At 61.8% G+C, this 18,823-nt stretch carries 22 protein-coding genes; 14 read left to right on the top strand and 8 right to left on the bottom strand.

What is annotated here, in order from left to right; genetic code table 11:
- Positions 1–35 precede the first annotated feature (35 nt).
- The 5 genes from M2497_RS17900 (at position 36) to M2497_RS17880 (ending at position 2,889) form a co-directional block, all read left to right on the top strand.
- Positions 36–365, top strand: a complete 330-nt coding sequence (locus M2497_RS17900) for a hypothetical protein (RefSeq protein ID WP_043206222.1) — start codon at positions 36–38, stop codon at positions 363–365.
- Between the two features lie 100 nt (positions 366–465).
- A complete protein-coding gene (locus M2497_RS17895; RefSeq protein WP_248482050.1) occupies positions 466–1,161 on the top strand; it encodes a fumarylacetoacetate hydrolase family protein in 696 nt (231 codons plus the stop codon).
- Between the two features lie 36 nt (positions 1,162–1,197).
- Complete coding sequence (locus tag M2497_RS17890) at positions 1,198–2,106, top strand: AraC family transcriptional regulator (protein WP_248482048.1); 909 nt, start codon at positions 1,198–1,200, stop codon at positions 2,104–2,106.
- A 75-nt stretch (positions 2,107–2,181) separates the two neighbouring features.
- Positions 2,182–2,628 (top strand): GNAT family N-acetyltransferase, encoded by a 447-nt coding sequence (locus M2497_RS17885; RefSeq protein WP_248482047.1) that lies wholly within the window; start codon positions 2,182–2,184, stop codon positions 2,626–2,628.
- A gap of 3 nt (positions 2,629–2,631) precedes the next feature.
- Positions 2,632–2,889, top strand: a complete 258-nt coding sequence (locus M2497_RS17880) for a hypothetical protein (RefSeq protein WP_248482045.1) — start codon at positions 2,632–2,634, stop codon at positions 2,887–2,889.
- A 266-nt stretch (positions 2,890–3,155) separates the two neighbouring features.
- Here the strand turns inward: M2497_RS17880 and M2497_RS17875 are convergent, their stop codons facing one another.
- Positions 3,156–4,100, bottom strand: coding sequence for a diguanylate cyclase (locus M2497_RS17875; protein ID WP_248482043.1), 945 nt, complete (start codon positions 4,098–4,100; stop codon positions 3,156–3,158).
- 247 nt (positions 4,101–4,347) lie between these two features.
- Between M2497_RS17875 and M2497_RS17870 the strand changes: the two genes are divergently transcribed.
- Positions 4,348–4,596: a DUF1652 domain-containing protein gene (locus M2497_RS17870; RefSeq protein ID WP_058427593.1), complete on the top strand. Its 249-nt coding sequence runs from the start codon at positions 4,348–4,350 to the stop codon at positions 4,594–4,596.
- Here M2497_RS17870 and M2497_RS17865 read toward each other — a convergent pair.
- Positions 4,593–4,733 (bottom strand): hypothetical protein, encoded by a 141-nt coding sequence (locus M2497_RS17865; protein ID WP_166794343.1) that lies wholly within the window; start codon positions 4,731–4,733, stop codon positions 4,593–4,595. The genes M2497_RS17870 and M2497_RS17865 overlap by 4 nt on opposite strands.
- A gap of 198 nt (positions 4,734–4,931) precedes the next feature.
- On the opposite strand from M2497_RS17865, the gene M2497_RS17860 reads away from it, so the two are divergent.
- Genes M2497_RS17860 through M2497_RS17845 form a run of 4 tightly spaced genes read left to right on the top strand, consistent with a single transcriptional unit; the run spans position 4,932 to position 6,729 of the window.
- The gene (locus M2497_RS17860) at positions 4,932–5,243 is read left to right on the top strand and encodes a YXWGXW repeat-containing protein (protein ID WP_248482042.1); all 312 of its coding nucleotides are present in this window, start codon (positions 4,932–4,934) and stop codon (positions 5,241–5,243) included.
- Between the two features lie 15 nt (positions 5,244–5,258).
- Positions 5,259–5,837 carry an RNA polymerase sigma factor gene (locus M2497_RS17855; RefSeq protein WP_248482041.1) on the top strand — a complete coding sequence of 193 codons (579 nt, stop codon included), beginning with the start codon at positions 5,259–5,261 and terminating at the stop codon, positions 5,835–5,837.
- Complete coding sequence (locus M2497_RS17850; protein ID WP_248482039.1) at positions 5,834–6,265, top strand: hypothetical protein; 432 nt, start codon at positions 5,834–5,836, stop codon at positions 6,263–6,265. Before M2497_RS17855 ends, M2497_RS17850 begins: the two co-directional genes overlap by 4 nt.
- Entirely contained in the window at positions 6,262–6,729 is a 468-nt protein-coding gene (locus M2497_RS17845) for a periplasmic heavy metal sensor (protein ID WP_071490699.1), read from the top strand. Before M2497_RS17850 ends, M2497_RS17845 begins: the two co-directional genes overlap by 4 nt.
- Positions 6,730–6,765: 36 nt before the next feature.
- Here the strand turns inward: M2497_RS17845 and M2497_RS17840 are convergent, their stop codons facing one another.
- Positions 6,766–7,128 (bottom strand): NUDIX domain-containing protein, encoded by a 363-nt coding sequence (locus tag M2497_RS17840; RefSeq protein ID WP_071490698.1) that lies wholly within the window; start codon positions 7,126–7,128, stop codon positions 6,766–6,768.
- A 127-nt stretch (positions 7,129–7,255) separates the two neighbouring features.
- Here M2497_RS17840 and M2497_RS17835 point away from each other — a divergent pair, with 127 nt between their 5' ends.
- Both M2497_RS17835 and M2497_RS17830 read left to right on the top strand, forming a co-directional pair.
- Entirely contained in the window at positions 7,256–8,236 is a 981-nt protein-coding gene (locus tag M2497_RS17835) for a Gfo/Idh/MocA family oxidoreductase (RefSeq protein ID WP_248482036.1), read from the top strand.
- 36 nt (positions 8,237–8,272) lie between these two features.
- A complete protein-coding gene (locus M2497_RS17830; protein WP_248482034.1) occupies positions 8,273–8,902 on the top strand; it encodes a ribonuclease T2 in 630 nt (209 codons plus the stop codon).
- Between the two features lie 26 nt (positions 8,903–8,928).
- Here M2497_RS17830 and M2497_RS17825 read toward each other — a convergent pair whose 3' ends face one another.
- Positions 8,929–9,627, bottom strand: a complete 699-nt coding sequence (locus M2497_RS17825; RefSeq protein ID WP_248482031.1) for an SDR family oxidoreductase — start codon at positions 9,625–9,627, stop codon at positions 8,929–8,931.
- 106 nt (positions 9,628–9,733) lie between these two features.
- On the opposite strand from M2497_RS17825, the gene M2497_RS17820 reads away from it, so the two are divergent.
- A complete protein-coding gene (locus tag M2497_RS17820; protein ID WP_058426307.1) occupies positions 9,734–10,168 on the top strand; it encodes a helix-turn-helix domain-containing protein in 435 nt (144 codons plus the stop codon).
- A gap of 8 nt (positions 10,169–10,176) precedes the next feature.
- On the opposite strand, the gene M2497_RS17815 is transcribed toward M2497_RS17820, so the two are convergent.
- Positions 10,177–11,019: an alpha/beta hydrolase gene (locus tag M2497_RS17815; RefSeq protein ID WP_248482029.1), complete on the bottom strand. Its 843-nt coding sequence runs from the start codon at positions 11,017–11,019 to the stop codon at positions 10,177–10,179.
- A 226-nt stretch (positions 11,020–11,245) separates the two neighbouring features.
- Between M2497_RS17815 and M2497_RS17810 the strand changes: the two genes are divergently transcribed.
- On the top strand, positions 11,246–11,833 hold the full coding sequence (locus M2497_RS17810) for a LysE family translocator (RefSeq protein ID WP_248482026.1): 588 nt from the start codon (positions 11,246–11,248) through the stop codon (positions 11,831–11,833).
- Here the strand turns inward: M2497_RS17810 and M2497_RS17805 are convergent.
- The 3 genes from M2497_RS17805 to M2497_RS17795 all read right to left on the bottom strand — a co-directional run bounded on the left by M2497_RS17805 (position 11,775) and on the right by M2497_RS17795 (position 18,778).
- On the bottom strand, positions 11,775–12,650 hold the full coding sequence (locus M2497_RS17805) for an AraC family transcriptional regulator (protein ID WP_248482025.1): 876 nt from the start codon (positions 12,648–12,650) through the stop codon (positions 11,775–11,777). The two genes, M2497_RS17810 and M2497_RS17805, sit on opposite strands and share 59 nt — an antisense overlap.
- A 49-nt stretch (positions 12,651–12,699) precedes the next feature.
- On the bottom strand, positions 12,700–16,194 hold the full coding sequence (locus tag M2497_RS17800) for a hypothetical protein (protein WP_248482024.1): 3,495 nt from the start codon (positions 16,192–16,194) through the stop codon (positions 12,700–12,702).
- A 121-nt stretch (positions 16,195–16,315) separates the two neighbouring features.
- On the bottom strand, positions 16,316–18,778 hold the full coding sequence (locus tag M2497_RS17795; protein WP_248482023.1) for a TonB-dependent receptor: 2,463 nt from the start codon (positions 18,776–18,778) through the stop codon (positions 16,316–16,318).
- Positions 18,779–18,823: the final 45 nt, after the last annotated feature.

Here is an 18,823-nt window from a genome sequence, read left to right as displayed (position 1 = left end):
CGCTTTTATTTTCAGGTGGTTAGGCGAGGATGCAAATGCGCACTGTTGGAATCATGCTGATCGCCTGCTCCCTGGCCGGCGGCGCGGCTGCCGTGCAGGCACGGGAGTTGCGCGAAGGTGACAAGTACATGTGCAGTTGGGGCGCCGGCACGGCCGCCAGGGCTCAGGAGTTGAAACTGTCGGGGGTGTCGCTGTATGCGGCGCGACAGAAGATCCAGAGCATGAAGTTCAACAAATCCTGGATGCGCATGATGGCCATGGGCATCACCGAACAGACCTACGACAGCCGTTCGCGGCTCAAGCCCGAGGCCATTCGCCAGGGTTTCTATCAGGATTGCGTGCGCTACAAGGTCGCACGCAAATGATCGAGCAAGCACCGGCCAGTACAAAATCTGCGTAAGCCTGTCCAACTTTTCCTCGGCGGCCCTGGCCATACTGGCGCCAGGTAAACCCGAGGCACAGGCCATGACTGACTACGTATTCACCCCCGCGCCAACCCCAACCCTCGCAGTCCAAGGCAGTGATGCGCGCTTCCCGCTGCGCCGTGTGTTCTGCGTGGGCCGCAACTACAGTGAGCATGCGCGTGAGATGGGTCACGACCCGGACCGCGAGCCGCCCTTTTTCTTTATGAAACCGGCGGACGCCGTGGTACCCGCCGAAGGGGTGATCGCCTACCCACCGCTGACCGCCGACCTGCACCACGAAGTGGAACTGGTGGTGGCCATCGGCAAGGACGGAGTGGATATCGCCCCGGAACAGGCGTTTTCCCACATCTGGGGGTATGGCGTCGGCGTCGACCTGACCCGCCGCGACCTGCAAGCCCAGGCGAAAAAACTCTCGCGGCCGTGGGAGTGGGCCAAGGCGTTTGATGCGTCTGCGCCGAGCACCGCATTGCGCTCGGTGAGCGCGGTAGGGCATCCGTCCAGCGGAAAAATCTGGCTTGACGTCAATGGCGAACAGCGCCAGGTGGGCGACCTGGCCGACCAGATCTGGTCTGTCAGCGAAGTGATCAGCCATGCCTCAAGGTCTGTCGCGCTGAAGGTTGGCGACCTGATCTTCACCGGCACCCCGGCAGGTGTCGGTGCCTTGCAGCCGGGCGATGTGGTCACGGCGGGCATCGAGGGCATCGGCGAGTTGCAGTTCACCCTCGGCCAGGCTTGAGGCTAAAGTGGTGACCCGGCCACCCGAGAGACCGTTATGCCAGGCACCCGCGTCACCACCTACGGCATGGAACAACGCAGCGACCGCCCCGACTTCTACATCCGTGACAAGCGCGGGCGGGCGCCGCTGACCCGCCCGCATCGGCATGAATACTTCCAGATCCAGATCAACCTTGGCGGCGACACCGTGCAGCACATCGGCGGCGCGGTGCGGCCGTTTCCGCGCAAGGCCCTGGCCTTTATCCTGCCCCATCGCCTGCATGTGATTCCCCATCCCGAAGACGGCGAGTTCATGCTGATCAACTTCAGCCAGGGCTTTTTCCTGCCGCAACTGACCTGCGCCCCCCTGGACCTCGAAGACATTCCCATCGGCCAGGCGCCCGAGCTGTCGCCGTTTCGCTTCCAGGAACACCTGGATTTCATCCTCGATGACGCAGCATTTGAGCAGGTGCAAAGCTGGCTCACTCACATGCGCGAACTGGATGCCCACCGCACCTTCGGCACCCGCGAACGTCTCAAGGGTTACCTGTTTCAACTGATCGGCCTGGTCTGCGAACAATATGCCGAGCCGTTGCAGGCGTTCGCCGCCGATAATGCCACCCGGCGCGGGCGCAAGGATGCGTTGGCGCGGGTGCAGCGCTACATCCGCGAGCATCTGCACGAGCCGACCCTCAACCTTACCGACACGGCAGCGGCGGCGTTCCTGTCACCCAACTACCTCACGCACCTGTTACGCAAGGAGACCGGCAAACCCTTCTCGCAACTGGTGCTCGACCGCCGCTTGCTATTGGCGCGCACCTTGTTGCTCAACAGTGCGCAGATGATCGGCCCCATTGCACACCGCTGCGGGTTTACCGATGAAGCGTACTTTTCCCGTTGCTTCCGCAAGGCCCATGGCCTGGCGCCAGGGCAATTTCGTCGGCAGCAGCATGGCGAGTCCTTTTAGGCGGCGGTTTACAAATCCACGACAATCGCTATGTTTCTATTTGCATACAATTGCGTCCTTCATTGGGAGGCCAGTATGCAAACGCTTATCCGCGCAGCGACGCAGGACGATGTCGACACGCTCTTCACCCTTCGCACCTCGGTGGTGCAAAACCATCTGAGTGTCGAGCAGATGGCCGAGTTGGGCATCACCCCAGAGGTGCTGGCCGACAGCATCCGCGAAGCCCCCTGCGTATGGATCGCCGAAGTGGATGGCCGGCCCGTGGCCTTCAGCATGGTCGACCTGGCGACCGGCGAGGTGTTCGCGATGTTCGTATTGCCGTCCCACGAGAACCTGGGGCTGGGGCGTCGACTCATGGCGGTGGCTGAAGCCGCGCTGTTTGCACACCATGACAGGTTGTTTCTGATCACCGATGGGCGCGACGAAATCCGCGCCAACGGGTTTTACCAACGCCTGGGCTGGACCCTGACGGCGCAGGTCGAGGACGGCGACGTGCGTTATGAGAAGAGCAGGGCGCAGTGAGCCATGAGTCCACCCGAGCCGCCGTCCAACAACTTTCGCTACTTCGTGTTCGCAGTGCTTGGCGCGGCGGTGTTGCTGGGGGTCTATTTTGTGCAGCTCAATGCCCAGGTCGACCGCGAGCGGGATGCGACCAATGAGCGCTTGGCGCTGTGTCGACAGGTGGAAAGTGTGGCGCGCTCGGTGTTGCCCAATAGCCTCGATACACAAGATGCCTGCGAACAGTTGAGCGAGCGTATATCGAAAAGTGTGACGTCGCCTTAACTCATTAACCCTTTTTTATCAGTGGAAATAGTGCCAGTAGTTGCACCAAAAAGTGGCATTTATAGGGTTGGCTACCTTAAAAAACGTGTGGTTATTGAATGACTTACAGCGCTTTTAATCCGACGAAAGGATTAAAATAATCTTGTTACAGCTTTTTACAATCGTTACTATAGCCGGGCGTTCACCTCCCACGGTTTATGCATTTTTAAATCCCAAGTTTCCATCAGCTACTTGGGATTTTTTTTGCTTGGAATTTGACCTTCGCGTCAAGCTTCACCGTCGGCGAACTCCGCGCGCATCCGGCCATTACGCTTGGCCTGGTACAGCAACTTGTCGACCTCTTCGACGAACCCCAGCATCGGCGCATCAGGTTTCACGATACGTGTACCCACGCCCAGGCTCAGGGTCAGCAGGCTCGATACCGCCGAATAACCATGCTCGATCTGTTGCTGGCGGATCAGGTGCAGACAGCGTTGCGCCACCTGCCTGGCCGATTGCGCATCGGTTTCCGGCAGCAACCACACGAACTCCTCGCCACCGATACGTGCAATGAAATCCCGTGGCCGATTGGCTGCCTGGGACAAGGTGTGCGCCACCTGGCGCAGGCACTCATCGCCCTTGATATGGCCGTAGTGGTCGTTGTACTGCTTGAAGAAATCGATATCCAGAATGATCAACGACAGCGGCAACTGGCTGCGCTGGGCGCTGGCCCATTCCCGTTCCAGCACGGTGTCGAACATGCGGCGATTGGCGATACCGGTCAGACCATCTTGGTAGGAATATTCCTCGAGTTGTTTCTGCAAGCGCACCAGGTGCTCTTCGGTCTTCTTGCGCTCGCTGATATCGAACATGAAACCGATCAGCGCCTCGACCTCGCCGTCCTTACGCACCACGTGCACCACATCGCGGATCCACACGTAGTCGCCATTCACGCTCAGCGCCCGGTAGTCTGCCTCGTGATCCACACCGGCGCGGGACTGCGATACGCAGAAATTCACCACGTATTCACGGTCGTCCGGGTGCATGCGCTCGACCCAGTCGTCCACACTGACCCAGCTTTGCGGGGTCCAGCCGAGCAACGTCTCGATCTGCGGGCCGATGTAACTGAAGGTCATGCTCTGCCAATCAATGCGCCAGGGGATGGCCTTGGTCGACTCCAGCAAGGTTTTGTACACATCGCTGTCGGGCTGGCTCGGAGGGTCGATGCTCATGGGGCGGCTGCTCTGGATGATGGCGAAAAGCCAAGAGCGTCTTTCGATCGGGGCGCTTAGTCAAGCCTTCGGCGGCGCAGCAGACGAGAGGTCGCCAAACGGGTTTCTGGCGCCAGCGGGCCGGCGTTTCCACACCGAAATGAGGCATGGCTAACACTTTTGCACGAACCGCTCCATGCCCCGCAGAACCTCGTCTACTCTGGTTCCATCACAACGACCGGGTGAGGCCCAGGGGTGGGGACTTGTCATGATTTCAATCATTGAATTCAACCGCATCATGGCTTCGGGTTTCCTGCCGCTGGCGTGCGATTGCACCTTGAACAGCGACGGCTCGTTGCGAATCACTGTCTTCGAACCGGTGTCCGGCCGGGTCGACCTGCTGCTGACCGGGGTATCCCCCGACGGTTTGGACAGCATCCGTTCCATCTCAAACCTGATTGGTGAGTTGCGTACCGAGATCAAGGCCGGGCGTCGCGGGTTTGCTGCGGTGGGTTAGCCGTTGACGGTGTGGGTGGGAGTATCCAGCGCGCCGTAATAGCGCCAGCAGCAATGGCGATGTTCCGGCACGATCACGCAGCCGCTGAGGCTGACGATCAGCAGTGCGGCAACCAGCATGTAAAGTCGGCGGTACATGGTGTTTCCTCTTGGGTTGATCAGCGTTAATCCTTCAACGCAGTCACCGACATAAATCCGTCGCGAAGCTTTCAAACATTTCATCAAGCCCTGCCACCCCCTGCGCAATACTGCTGAAAAACCTGCGACGGATTTTCCTGCCCCCGCCGTTCAACCCATCAGCACCCGCACTTTCGCGTGTTGCATGAAGGAGTTGCCATGAGATACCTGGCCAAATTGCGCTATGCCTTGCTTGCTCCGCTGGCCCTTGCTGCGTTTGTCAGCACCCCCGTGTTTGCCCAGACCGAAATCATTATCCGCCAGCCACCGCCGCCGGAACGTGTGGAAGTGATCCCTGTGGAACGCCCGGGTTACGCCTGGGACCGCGGCCACTGGCGCTGGGAAGGGCGCGGCTACGCTTGGGTGCCCGGTCACTGGCAGCCGGTGATGCGCAATGCGCGCTGGGAACCGGGCCATTGGGAGGCTCACGGCCCTAATTGGTACTGGCGCGAAGGGCATTGGATCCGCTGACCGAGAATTGCCCGATTGAAAGACACTGATCCGGACGTGGAACTGCTGGCGCGCATCGGTAACAACGAGCCTGCGGCTGTCAACGAAATGGTGACGCGCAAACTGCCGCGTCTGCTGGCGCTCGCCGGCCGGATCCTGGGGGATGCCGACGAGGCCAAGGACGTGGCCCAGGAAAGCTTCCTGCGCATCTGGCGCCATGCGGCCAGTTGGCGCAGTGGCGAGGCGCGCTTCGACACCTGGCTGCACCGGGTGGCGCTCAACCTGTGCCACGACCGTCTGCGCCGGCGCAAGGAGCGCCCGTTGGAGGACGAGGAAGCGTTGGCGCTGACAGACAGCGCACTGACGCCGGATGAACAGCTGGAAGCCGCCGACCGCAGCGCCCGGATGGCTGCCGCCCTGGCGGCGCTGCCCGAGCGTCAGCGCGAAGCGATTGTGTTGCAGTACTACCAGGAGCTGTCGAACATCGACGCCGCGGCCCTGATGAACATCAGCGTCGAGGCACTGGAGAGCCTGCTGTCGCGGGCCCGACGCCAGTTGCGCAGCCAACTTGCCGACACACCCGGGCTTGCCCGCCCAGGAAGGGGAAAACCATGACACCCGAACGCTTTGCTTACCTGGCCGACGCCTATGGCGCCGACCTGCACCGCTGGCCCCGCGCCGAACAGCCCGCAGCCCAGGCTTTGCTGGACAGCGGCAATGTGCTTGCGCATGAGGCCCAGCAACAGGCGCGCTGGCTCGACGGTCAACTGGACAGCCATCAACTGGCCTACGTCGATCCTTCGCTGGCGCGGCAGATTCGGCTGTCGGCCCCGCGCGGCCAGTCATTCTGGTCGCGCTATGCCCGCTGGTTGTCGCCGGCCGGCCTGGTAGGCGTGGGTGTCGCGGGCATCGTCACCGGGATGCTCGTGGCCTCCCTGAGCGTGCCGCTGCCGATGTGGTCGTCCGAGGTGTTGCCCAGCGTCTTCGATCAAGGCGATGCGCAAGTCATCTTTACCGTCAATGCCGAGGACACCGAGCAATGAGCCTGAAGTCCCTCAAACCCTGGCTGCTGGCCTCGGTCTTGCTCAACGTGTTCCTGATCGGCGGCGTCGGCGGTGGCCTCTACCACTGGATGGCCAGTGCCAAGCCCGCTGAGGCGGTGGTCAACCAGCACGGCTTGCGCCAGGCGATGATCAAGCTGCCGCCGGAGCGCCGCCGGGAACTGCGCCAACTGCTGCGGCACAACCGGGCCGACAGCCAGCCGCTGATCATGGCCGGGCGTGAAGCGCGCATGGGTGTGATCAAGCAATTGGAAGCGCCGACCCTGGATCGGGATGTGCTGGTGGCGGAACTGGCCAAGGCCCGTGAAGCCGATATGGCGCTGCGTGCGTTGGTGGACACGACGTTGGCGCAGTTCGCCAGCACCCTGCCTCGGGAGGAGCGGCAGAAGTTAGTGGAGGCGTTGTATCTGCGGGGGCAGGCGGCAGGCCGCAAGCCTCAGTCTTGAACGTGGCGCTTGTAGGTCTGCGCCCGGAGCGCTGAACTACAGGCGACGCAGGAAGGATTTGACAATGTGGCGGGTGGCATCGGTGGTGTCCAGCTCGTCCATGGCGCCATAGGGGTGCCACTGGCAATCGACGATTTCATTGCAAGGTTTCGCATCGGCGACGTTCACCACCGACGCTTCGAACACGTGGTGCACGGTGTCGCGGGCCTTGAGTTCCTGCAAATACAGCAAGCCGTCCACGTTCAATCCGGTTTCTTCTTCCAACTCACGTTCGGCCGCGCCGACCGGGCGCTCGTTGCGTTCGACCTTGCCTCCCGGCAATGCCCATTTTGATCTGGCCTTGCGCACGAAGAGGATATTCCCCTCGTGTTCGCAAATGACCGTTGCACGTATTTTCATCGTCTGTGCCCCCGCAGCGGGATGAGTGTCATAAAAGTGTAATGCAATTGTCATGCTAAGTGCTTATGGCACTGACGTGTGGGGATGTGGATACTGCCCGATTGATCAAAACGCACGAGGAGGGCAGATGGGCAGCGTACGCTGGGGCATGATCGGCTGTGGCAGTGTCACTGAATTGAAGAGTGGGCCGGCTTTCTACAAAGCGCCAGGTTCTGCGCTGGTGGCTGTGATGGGGCGCCGCGAAGCGGCGGTGCGTGATTATGCGGCACGCCATGGCATTGCGCGTTTCTACACCGACGCCCAGGCGCTGATCAACGACCCCGAGGTGGACGCGGTGTACATCGCCACGCCGCCGGACAGCCACCTCGAATACAGTCTGATGGTCGCGGCGGCCGGCAAGCATTGCTGCGTCGAGAAGCCCATGTCGCTCAACGCCGAGCAGAGCGCGTTGATGCAGCGCACCTTCGAACGTGCCGGGCTGCATCTGTTTGTGTCCTATTACCGCCGTTCGCTGCCGCGTTTCCAGCAAGTGCGTGACTGGTTGCGAGATGGGCGCATCGGCGAACTGCGCCACCTGACCTGGACCTTGTGCAAGCCACCGGGTGCCGACGACGCCAGCCCCGCCAACTGGCGCACTGACCCGACCATCGCTGGCGGTGGTTACTTCGCCGACCTGGCCAGCCATGGTTTCGACCTGTTCCAGTACCTGGCCGGGGACATCGTTGAGGTCACAGGCTTTACCGCGCGACAAGCCGGGCGCTATGCGGCCGAGGATGCAGTGACGGCGTGCTGGACGTTCAGTTCGGGCGCACTGGGCATGGGCTGCTGGAATTTTGTCGCGGACCGTCGCGAGGACCGGGTGGAACTGATCGGCAGCCGTGGGCGCATCCGATTCTCGGTCTTCGAAGACCAGTCGCTGCACCTTGAGGGTGAATCGTGCGAAGTGCTGGAAGTGCCGTGCCACGCGCATATCCAGTGGCACCACGTGTTGGCGATGAACGCACATATCCGTGGCGAAGCCGAGCACCCATCGCTGGGCATCGAAGCGTTGAAGACCGATCGGATCCTGGACAAGGTGCTACAACGTAACCCCCATCGTCCTGAGTAGGCGCGTTAGGGTTGTTTTTTTCCAAGGAATAGACAAATGAAATACTGGATGGCGATGTGGCTGGTGCTGGCCACCAGTGCGATGGCGGCTCCGCGCAGCCAAGACACACCGGGGGAGTTTGATTTTTATGTGCTGTCGTTGTCGTGGTCGCCGACCTTTTGCCTGACGCACCCGGACAACGAGCAATGTTCCGGCAAGGGCTACGGTTTTGTCTTGCATGGCCTGTGGCCGCAGTACGCGCGTGGTGGCTGGCCGGCCTCTTGTGCGCCACAGTCGCCGTTGAGTCGTGAAGAAATCGAGAAGGGCGCGGCACTGTTCCCGACCCGCTCACTGCTCAAGCATGAATGGTCCAAGCATGGCACCTGCAGTGGCCTGGAACCCTTGGCCTACCTGGAAAAAACCGACCAGGCGCTGGGGGTGGTGACCATTCCGCAACAACTGCAGCCGTTCAATACGCCGCCATCGTTGCAGGCCAGTGAGATCGAGGCGTTGTTCCGTGAAAGCAACCCGCGCATGGGCAATCATGGGCTGGCAGTCATCTGCAAAGGCAAAGTGCTGTCCGAGGTGCGGGTATGCCTGACCAAGGACCTGGCCTTTGCCGGTTGTCCGCGCAGTGTGAAGAGCCAGTGCCGCGATGGCGACGTCCGGATTCCCGCGCAGCGGTGATAAGCCGCTGGCGGGCATCGGGTTGATCAGTTGTTGAGGTAGACCGGGCTGTCGGTGGACAACGAGGCCTTTACGGCCAGGGTCATGTCGGTGATCAGCACTTCCTCGCGGTCTTCGCTCAGGGCCTTGAGGGTGATGGCGACCACGTCCTGGGGCGTGCTCTTCGGCGCCTGCACGTCTGCCACCATATCGGTGTCGATGTAGGCGGGGTGCACGCCGATCACCAGGGTCTTCTGTTCGCGCAGTTCGCCGCGCAGTCCATTGGTCAGGCCCCACTGGGCGGACTTGGAGGCGCTGTAGCCGCCAGTGCCGGGCGGGCTGAGCCAGCTCAATACCGACAGCACATTGATCAGCGCGCCGCCGCCTTGCCTGGCCAGGATCGGCGCAAACGCACGGCTGACGCGCAGGGTGCCGAAGGTGTTCACGTCAAAGTGCTGTTGCAGGTTTTCGACGCTGTCTTCAGCCAGCAGCGAGCCGTATTTCAGGAACCCCGCGTTGTTGATCACCACGTCTACATCGGTGCACTGCTCGGCGGCGCGCTGCACGCTGGCCTGGTCGGTGATGTCCAGGGCAATCGGCGTGCTGCCGGGGAGGTTCACGCTGCCTGGATCGCGTGCGCCGGCGTAGACCTTGGCCGCGCCGGCTTCCAGCAAGGCAATGACGAATGCTTTACCCAGGCCGCGATTGGCGCCGGTGACCAGTACCACTTTTCCACGAATATCCATGATGCGCTCCAGACAAGGAATTAGGTTTAATAATGAAACCATTTTTATCCTGAGCCTGTTGGTCCTATAATGCAACCTTATTTTGCAACTGCCCGGAGGGCCGACGATGAAGCGCAAATGCCTGGAAGGCGATGGCTGCCCGGTGGCCCGTGCCCTGGATGTGGTGGGTGACTGGTGGACGTTGTTGATCATCCGTGACGCCTTTGCCGGAGTAACGCGTTTCGGTGATTTTCAAAAACACCTGGGCGTGGCGAAAAACATCCTCGCCACACGGCTCAAGGACATGGTCGAGCAAGGCCTGTTGCAGACCAGCGAAGTCGGTGCGCGCAGCGAGTACCAGCTCACTGACAAGGGCCGTGCGCTGATGCCGGTGCTGGTGACGCTGGCGCAGTGGGGCCAGGCCTATACCGAGCCGGAGGATGTCGGCGCGCAAGTGCTGGATGCGCGCTTGCTCAAGCCCCTGCGCAAGGTCGAGATCCTCGCCGAGGATGGCCGGGTGCTGGGCATCGGGGATATCGTCACCCAAATGCCCGGGGCTTGAGGCGGTGCCTATTTGCCGTCGAGGAAGCCCAGCAGTGCCGCATTGAACAACGCCGGGTCTTGCAGGAACGCAAAGTGGCTGGTGTTCGGCAGGATCAGCAGGCCGGCGCCGGGGATGGTCGCGGCCATGTACTCGGTGTGTTCGCGCTTGATCGCTTCGTCATGGTCGCCATCGGCAATCAGGATTGGCGTCTTGATGCTTTGCAATTGTGCGTCAGTCCAGTTCGGTTGGCTGGCCCACATATGGCTGATCTGCTCGACAAACGCGTCGTACTCTTTCGGCGTCGGCGACAGCTTGGCGTACTCCTTGCCGGCGCGCTCGATGAAGGCGGCGAAGGTCGGGTTCTTCTCGACGCCGTCCTTCACGCCTGCGGTCTGGGTGTTGGCGGCGAAGGCGAAGACTTTGCCGAGGCGGTCCGGGTGACGCAGGGCCAGGTCGATGCCGATGATGGTGCCGTCGCTCCAGCCGACGATATCGGCGCGGGGGATTTTCAGGTGGTCGAGTACGGCCACCACGTCATCGGCCATCAGGTCATAACCATAGGGTTTTTCATCCCGCGAACTGCGCCCGTGGCCACGGCTGTCGATACTGATCACCGTATGCCTTGCCGCCAAGGCCTTGACTTGGTTACCCCAATAATCGGAGTTGGACAGGCCGCCGTGCAGCAGCACCACCGGCGAGCCATGGCCGGTACGGGTGTAGTAGACCTTGATGCCGTTGACGGCGGCATAGCCGGTCTGGGCACCGGCCACAGGGGCGGGCGTTGGCGGCAGCGTTTCCCAGCGCTCAGCGGCTTGGGCGGCGGAAAAACATAGCATCAGGCAGGCGGCTGCCAGCAGGCGACGTGACATGGCGGTTCCTTTTTTTGATCAGGAGGGATTGAACTCTAGCATCGCCCCCCGCACGGCAAATACGCATTTTTGCCTATCAAAATCGCCTGTGCGAAAGAAAAAAATGCAGTTATATCAATGGAATAAAAGCGTCTAAGCGAGCGAGGGGCATTTTCTTCAATACCTCGACCGAGTGGCCCCCTTACCGTGGCCCCATCGTCATTCGCTCGAATAACAAGGAACTGCAATGAGTCTGATCATTTCCATGGCTGCCTTCGCACTCGCCACGTCTATCACCCCCGGCCCGGTGAATGTGGTCGCACTGAGTTCGGGAGCGCGTTTCGGTTTTGTCGCCAGCCAGAAACACGTCTTGGGCGCCGCCGTGGGCTTCACGTTGCTGTTGGTGTTGATTGGCCTGGGGTTGCATGAGGTACTGATACGTTGGCCGATACTCACCCAGTTGATCCAGTGGGGCGGGGTGGCTTTTTTGCTGTACATGGCCTGGAAGTTGGCGGTAGACGATGGCCGGCTCGACGCCGATGGCAGTGCCACGGCGCCGTCGATGCTGTATGGCGCGATCATGCAGTGGCTCAACCCCAAGGCCTGGCTGGCGTGTGTGGCGGGGATGGGGTTGTTCGTAGCCGATGGCGATGCACGGCAGGTGTGGTTGTTTGCCGGGCTCTACCTGGTGATCTGCTATCTCTCGGTGGCGTGCTGGGCCTATGCCGGCACGTTTTTGCGGCGCTACCTGGGCAACTCCCAGGGCGTGCGCGTATTCAACCGTTCAATGGCCGCGTTGCTGGTGGCCAGTGTGGGTTATTTGCTGATGGCTTGAGCACGTCGCGGTATTGCCCCGGCGTTGCGGCGAAATGCTGTTTGAACGCGCGCTGGAAATGTGCCTGGTCGGCAAACCCCGCCGCCAGCGCCACATCGGCGATCAGCGCACCCTGGCGCAATTGGGCGCGAGCGAACTGGATGCGTTGGTTGACCAGGTAAGCATGCGGTGTCAGCCCGTAATACTGCTTGAAGGCGCGGATCAGGTAAGACGGCGACAGTTCGGCCGCCAGGCAGATGTCTTCCAGCTTCAACCCTTCGGTGCAGTGCGTGCGGATGTACTCGGCGGCCCGTTCCAGTTTGTGGTTGACCTCGCGCAGCGGGGTGCCGGCAGGGTTGAGGCGCTGTTGTACGTCGCTGAAGTAACTCACCAGCGCGCCCTGTTTCTGCAAGTGCTCGGCCTGTTCATCGACGAGGATGCGGTACAAGTCCAGCAAACCACGGTACAGCACGGCGTCCTGGGTATGGGGCGTATTGAACGGCCGGTAACCCTGGTCGGTGCTGAAGCCCAACTGATGCTGCAACTCCGTCAACCAGGGCGTGTCGATGTACAGCATCTGATAGGACCACGGCTCATTATCGATGGGGTTGCAGGCATGCACATCGCCGGGGTTCATCAACACCACCGTGCCGGCGCTGATCTGGAACGTGTCGGTGCCATAGTGGTAGTAGCTGCGCCCGGTGGTGATCGCGCCGATGGAAAAATGCTCATGGGCATGCCGGCTGTAGGTGACCTTGCGCCCATCAGCGATGGTGCGCGCCTCGATGAAGGCCAGCGCGGGGTCACGCCAGAAACACGGAGCAGTGGCAGCAGTCATGGGCGGGCGCTTCCTCGCAGCAGTTGAACGGGTAGGGCAGCAGCGTCAGCTAAAACCCGCCATTGTTCAAGCCCTGGCGTACCAGTGGTGCATAGCGACCCAGGTAGTCGGCCCATGGGTCGTTGCCGTTCACAGCCTCTGCCAGGGTGATCGGCAGCCGGGCTTTTTCACGTAGCGCCTCACCGTCATGCAGCAGATGCCGCTCGACGATGACACGGGTCAATGCGCGGGTGCGTGGTGAGTCGAAGGTACGCGGGACCCGGCGTCCGAAGAGGTCCGGTGCGGGTATTGCGGCGGGCGCCAGGTTGTCGAGTTGACGAATGACCAGGGCGTTGTCGGCAGTGGTCTGCGCCACCTCGGCCGGTCGGGTTCCTTGCGCATAGGCCGGCCAGTCGAAACGCATCCAGGCACTGCTGGCGCCGTTCTCGGCCGCGTGTGTGACCTGTTCATAGTCAAGGTCTGGACGTGGACGAACCAGCAGGTGCCTGGGAAAGATTTCATAGAACTTGCGGTCGCCGTAGTGCGAGACATACATCAGCACGCCGAATCGGCCGACATCGGCAGCCCGCCGCTGGGCAATACCGAAGAACCCCACCAGACCGTACTCCAGGGCTTCACGACTGGGTAAGGTCAGGTGCGACAACCAATACCGGATGGCAGTCCCATAGGCGTCTTTCAGTTGGCCAAGCTTGCGGTCAAAGGTCTCGAGAAACAGCCGGTTGATCGGGGTCAGCAAATGGAATTGCCGAGCCATTTCACGGTATTTGACCGCTGTGTTTGTGGAGTGCCAGCGTGTCGACGTGACATCGAGGGCGCCAGCACTGTGCAAATCGACGAACGAGTACAGTGGGCCGCTGTACACACCTTCGAAACGGCCTTCCTCGGAAAATGGCGAGTTTTCCGGCAGGTACATCAATACTGGTTGATCCAACAGAGGGGTGTTGGGGTAAACCCTGCGCAGATCTTCCAGGGCGGTCTGGCGCACGGTCACCACGGGCTGCGCAAACGTCTCGAGCGCGGCGGCAAGGCTGGCTCGCTGTTGGTTGAGGCTGTCCAGCGCCGTGTTGATCGCCTGCACATCGTAATGCGGTTGAGGGCCCAGTATGCCGTTGACCACGGCCCACTCCAGCACCGGCGGCGCTGCTTCGCTGCTCTCGATAAAGCGTTTCCAGCTGCCTTGTGGCGCCAGCCCGGCCAGGAACATGATCTGGCTGTAGGTCAATTGACGGGAAGACCCTGGCATGACCTTTTCCATGTACATGACGTATTGACGGTACAACACCCAGGTCTGGGCACTGAGGCAAGGCGTTGCGTCGGGTATGCCGCGTACGAGCAAGTGCGGGCTTTTTTCGCTCAGCAACAGGTGCGCGGCCAGTGCTGCGGTGGCTGCGTCGAGCCCGTTCAGGCTGCTATCGATGTTCTGGCGTACAAACGGCACGTGTTCGCCCCAGAAGTAATCGGAGTGCCAGTCGATCAGGTTGATACGGGTGGGGTATGCATCAGGCTCCGGGTCCAGGCTCAGGATCAGGGCGGCGAGTATCAGCGCGGTGCGGCTGCCTCGCTCCGTACGTTCACCTGCATGGCCGCCATGCCAGTGCAGGGCGTTCGACAAAGCCTCTGCCAGTTGCTGGGCCAAGGGCGTCGCGAGCAGGCGGACCATGAGGAAATCCGCCTCCGCCCTGACATCGGCTATGGACTTGCCGGCGACGATGGGCTGGCCGAGGTACTCGAACAGCGGCACGTCCTGGTCAGCCATGAAGCGCTCGATGATGCGCACAATCTGCGCACGCTCGAGCACCGACAGTTTCCAGGCCGAAGGCTGTGAACCGTACAGCGGCTTGAGCGCTCGCCAGTAGTGCCCCTGACGCGCCGGCAGCGGTTGGCTGACCGCCAATTGCTGCAAGGTCAGGCGTGCCTCATCCAAGGTCTCGGGGCGTTCAAGGTGATACAGGCGCAGCGCCTGAGAAAGCGTGACCTTGAAACGACTGCGCAGGTACCCACCGGTTTTAGCCGCGAGCTGTTTGAGGGGAGGGACCAGGGAGGCAAGCTCGATATTGCTCATCACCGGATCGGTCAGGTTTTTCCAGGTGCCATCCAGGCCATTGGCGCCCACGCTGCCGGTGGCGCTGAGCAGCACATGGCTGTCGGGGTCGATACGTTGCTGGGTGCGGATGGTCAGGAAGTCCGGGTGATCGGTCAGCGTGTTGAGCGCCGCGTAGGCTTTTTTAACGGTCGCCTGGAGGGTGTCCGGGTCGACGTTGCTGCCGATATCGAGCGTGTCGGCATCGCTCAGGTTGCCGCCATCGATCACTGTCGATAACCCAGCGCGCAGCGCGTGGCGATCGTTGAGCAGGCCGACGTACTGCCGATAGCGATACAGTTCGCCGAATGAGCGGGCGCTGTTCAATACCACCGGGGGCGCAGGCGCCGGCCAGTTGCGCAGGCGCTCGCTCAGGAAGCTGACCTCTGTCCTGTTCAGCGGGCGTTCGATGGCGTACGCCTGTAAAACCCCGACAATACTGATGCGCCGGTCGGGATAGAGATGACTGCCCAGTTGTTCGCCCAGCGTTCCAAGCCTGTGCCACCGCGCATCGGGCACATCGGGCGCCAGGGTGTTCATCTCCAGCCCGCTGTCGGGGCTCAGCACGCACAACACTTGCCGCTGGTAATCGTAGTAAGTGGGCCGCGGTGCGTCGTCTGTGGTGCCCAGGTCGTGGTGATCGATGATTGCCCGCAACAGATCGGCGGCCTCTTTAAGGTTTCTGGCCAGCCGCGAGTCCGACTGCAGATACAGCGCAGTGCTGTAGACGTCGAAAGCGTTAAAGCTGTTCTCGTCCCTGACCAGTTGTTGCAGGGCGTCAGCCAGTTGCACGTAGTCGCGCGCCTGCTGGCCCAGTTCGGCGTAGCTCATCGACTTGCTGCGCCCGTTGTCATCAAACCCGGGAAAACCTTGCAAGGCCTCGAGTTCTTCGACAATGGTCTGCGCCTGGAGGCGGTTCGCAGGCATTGGCAAGCCATGGAACGCCAGGGTCAGGTTCAAGGGAAAGCTGCGCACGCCGGCAGGAGGTACAGGTGCGATATACGGCATGCCCAGCTCGGTCGGGTCCAGGAGTTGGCTGATGTAGATGATCGGGTTGGCCAGTGTCCACCAGGCGGACGAGTCGGCCAGGCAATAGACCTTGGGTTGCCCGTGAGCCGTCACGCTGAGCCGACTGTTGTGCACCCGCAGCGTAGCGAGATCAAACCCTTGGGCGTTGGCCCAGTCGATGAAATCTTTCTGGTTGATGGCTTTGCAAAAGGCTTCGCACCACTGGCCCAACTGTGAATGCTCGATCATTGGTACGGGGTGCGTGGGAAGCGGCAACGCTTGGTTCGAGGCGGTGGCCAATAGGCGGGTCAGTTGCGCGATCAAGGGTGGGTCGCCCTCGTTGCGCAGGGTCTGGCGCTCGCTCAGGTAGGCGCTGGAGGGGCTGACACTGAGTGGCAGGGGCGTGTCGCTGGGCAGGTTGTCCCAGGTCAGGGCAAGGGCGTGAATGTCATCCATGAGGGCGGTTCCGGCTGATCAAACCCCGGATGATCCGCCCCAGGGATGGGGCATCTGTAGCAGGCGTTTCCTGCAAGGCCGTGGCTTGCGTCAGCCACGGCGGCAAGGTTCAGGCCGGCGCTCAGAAGTCCCAGCGTGTCGCCAATTGCAGGCTGCGCGGCTCGCCATAGAACCCGGTGCCGAAGTTGCCCAGCCCGGTGTAGTACTTTTTGTCGAACAAGTTCTTCACGTTGAGTGTGGTGCTCAAGTGCTCGTTGAAGCGGTAGCGCGCCATCAGGTCGACCAGGTAGTAGCTGTCCTGGGTGATGCGCGCGTTGTGGCCGAAGTTGACGGTGTCAGTCGGATCGGGCTGGAACACGTTGCCGAAGAACTCACTCTGCCAGTTCACCCCACCGCCGACGGTGACGTTCTCTAGGGCACCGGGCAGGCGATAGGTGCTGAACAGGCGCACCACCTGCTGCGGTGTGGTGGTTTGCAGCACCGAGCTGTAGACGTAGTCGTCCTTGGCATCACGGGTGTGCTGGTAGGTGTAGCCGGCGGAGACGTTCCAGCCGTCCAGCACTTCACCCGACAACTCCGCTTCAAAGCCCTTGGTGGTGGCGCCGGCGATGGGGCGGTACACCGAGTCGGTCTCGAAGCCCGAGACGTATTCGGCCACGTTGTCCTGCTGGATACGGAACGCGGCAAAGCTGGCGTTCAGGCGCCCGTCGTAGAACGCAGCCTTGAGCCCGGCCTCGTAGGTTTCGCCCTCGATCGGGTCGAGCAGTTTGCGGTCGGCGTCCTTGCTGGTTTGCGGACGGTAGATCTGGGTGTAGCTGGTGTACACCGACCAGGTGTCGTTGAGGTCATAGACGATGCCGGCGTAGGGCGTGACCACGCCGCTCTGGTGATAAGTGGTGCGGTTATCGGCCTTGGTCGGGTCGTAGAAATCGGTGGTGTCGGTGCCGCTGAAGGTGCTGACGCGGGTGCCGAGGATCACCGACAAATCATCGGTGGGCTTCAGGCGCGTGGCCAGGTAGGCGCCGGTCTGGCGCTGCACGATATCGTTCTGGCCGCTGCGCGGGATGTCCGGCTTGGCGTACTCGCCGTGCCAGTCGAAGATACTGCCGCCCACCGCTGGGTAGATCGAGCCGTACACCGGCACGTCCTGTTTCGAGCGGGTGGCCATGAAGCCCATGATCAGTTCGTGTTCACGGCCGAGCAGGCTGAACGGCCCGCTGAGGTTGACGTCCAGGGTGTTCTGCACCTGATCGCCCTTGTACTTGCCCATGAACATGTACATGTTCTGGCCGCTGACCGGGTCCGGGTTGCCGCCGCTGGCGGATGCGAGCAGGGTGTCGTGCTGGCTGCGCTTGCGGTCGAGGCTGACTTTGAGTGACCAGTCGTTCGCCAGCTTCTGCTGCACCGAGGCGAACAGCGTCTGGTTCTGGAAGTCGCGGCGGCTCCAGTCGGCGGCCGGGTTGAACGAACGCGAAAAGTTCGTGCGCGAGCCGTCGCTGAAATACATCGGGAATCCGGTCCAGCTGGCACCACGTGAGCGGGTGTCCTGCTGGTCGATGCCGAAGGTCAGCAGGGTGTCGGGTGTGAGGTCGGCTTCAAGGATGCCGTAGGCGATGTCCTTGGTGTTCTGGTAGTGGTCCAGGTACGACTGGCGATCCTGGTACACACCGACAAAACGCCCGCGCACATTGCCCGACGCCGTCAAGGGGCCGGAGATGTCGCCTTCGGTGCGGTAGTTGTCCCAGGAGCCGAAGGTCTGGGTCACCGAAGCCTTGAACGCTGCCGTGGGTTTTTTGCGGATCAGGTTGACCGTGGCCGAGGGGTCGCCGGAACCGCTCAGCAGGCCGGCCGAACCCTTGATGATTTCCAGGTGGTCGTACACCGCCATGTCGGTGCTGGTGGTGCCGTAGTCATACACGCCGTCATAGGTGGAATTGACACCGTCGTACTGGAAATTGGTGATCGGCAGGCCACGGCTGGAAAACTCCCAGCGCTCGCTGTCGTAGTTCTGCACGCTCACGCCGGGGGCACGGCGCAGGGTGTCAGCGATGCTGTTGGTGCCCTGGTCGTCCATTTGCTGGCGGGTGATCACCGTGACCGACTGCGGGGTTTCGCGCATCGACAGCGGCAGGCCGGTGGCCGAGGCCATGGAGCCGGTGGTGTACGAATGGGTGTCTTCCGTGGTGGCGCCCAGGTCCTGGCCCGAAATCGTCGTGGCGGCCAGCTCCAGGGCGCCGGTGTTGGTCGGGATCAGTTCCAGTACGTAGCCGTTGTTGCCTTGGGGCAGGGCCTGCAAACCGCTGCCCTGCAACAGGCGCTGCAAGCCGGCCGCCGGGGTGTAGCTGCCATTCAGGCCGGGGCTGGTTTTGCCGGCGGCCAGGCTGTTGTGGCCCGCGATGAAAATACCCGACTGCTCGGCAAAGCTGTTGAGCACGCTGACCAGCGGGCCGGCAGCGATGTGATAGCTGCGTGAAGCTTCCTGGGTCGAGGGCGATTCGGCGGCTTGCAGCGACGGTGCGCCCAGGCAAAACAGCGAGGTGGCCAGCGCCAGTGGGCGCAGCGCGAAGCGGGCAGGTTGCGACATGGATGTTTCCCTTTGGATCAGATCGATCGGCGAATTGAAAGCGTC

Origin of the sequence: Pseudomonas sp. CYM-20-01, from assembly GCF_023169845.1 — a bacterium.
Lineage (GTDB): Bacteria > Pseudomonadota > Gammaproteobacteria > Pseudomonadales > Pseudomonadaceae > Aquipseudomonas > Aquipseudomonas azotoformans.
The sequence above is the reverse complement of the archived record's forward strand: the minus strand, read 5'-3'. Positions and strand labels throughout refer to the sequence as shown.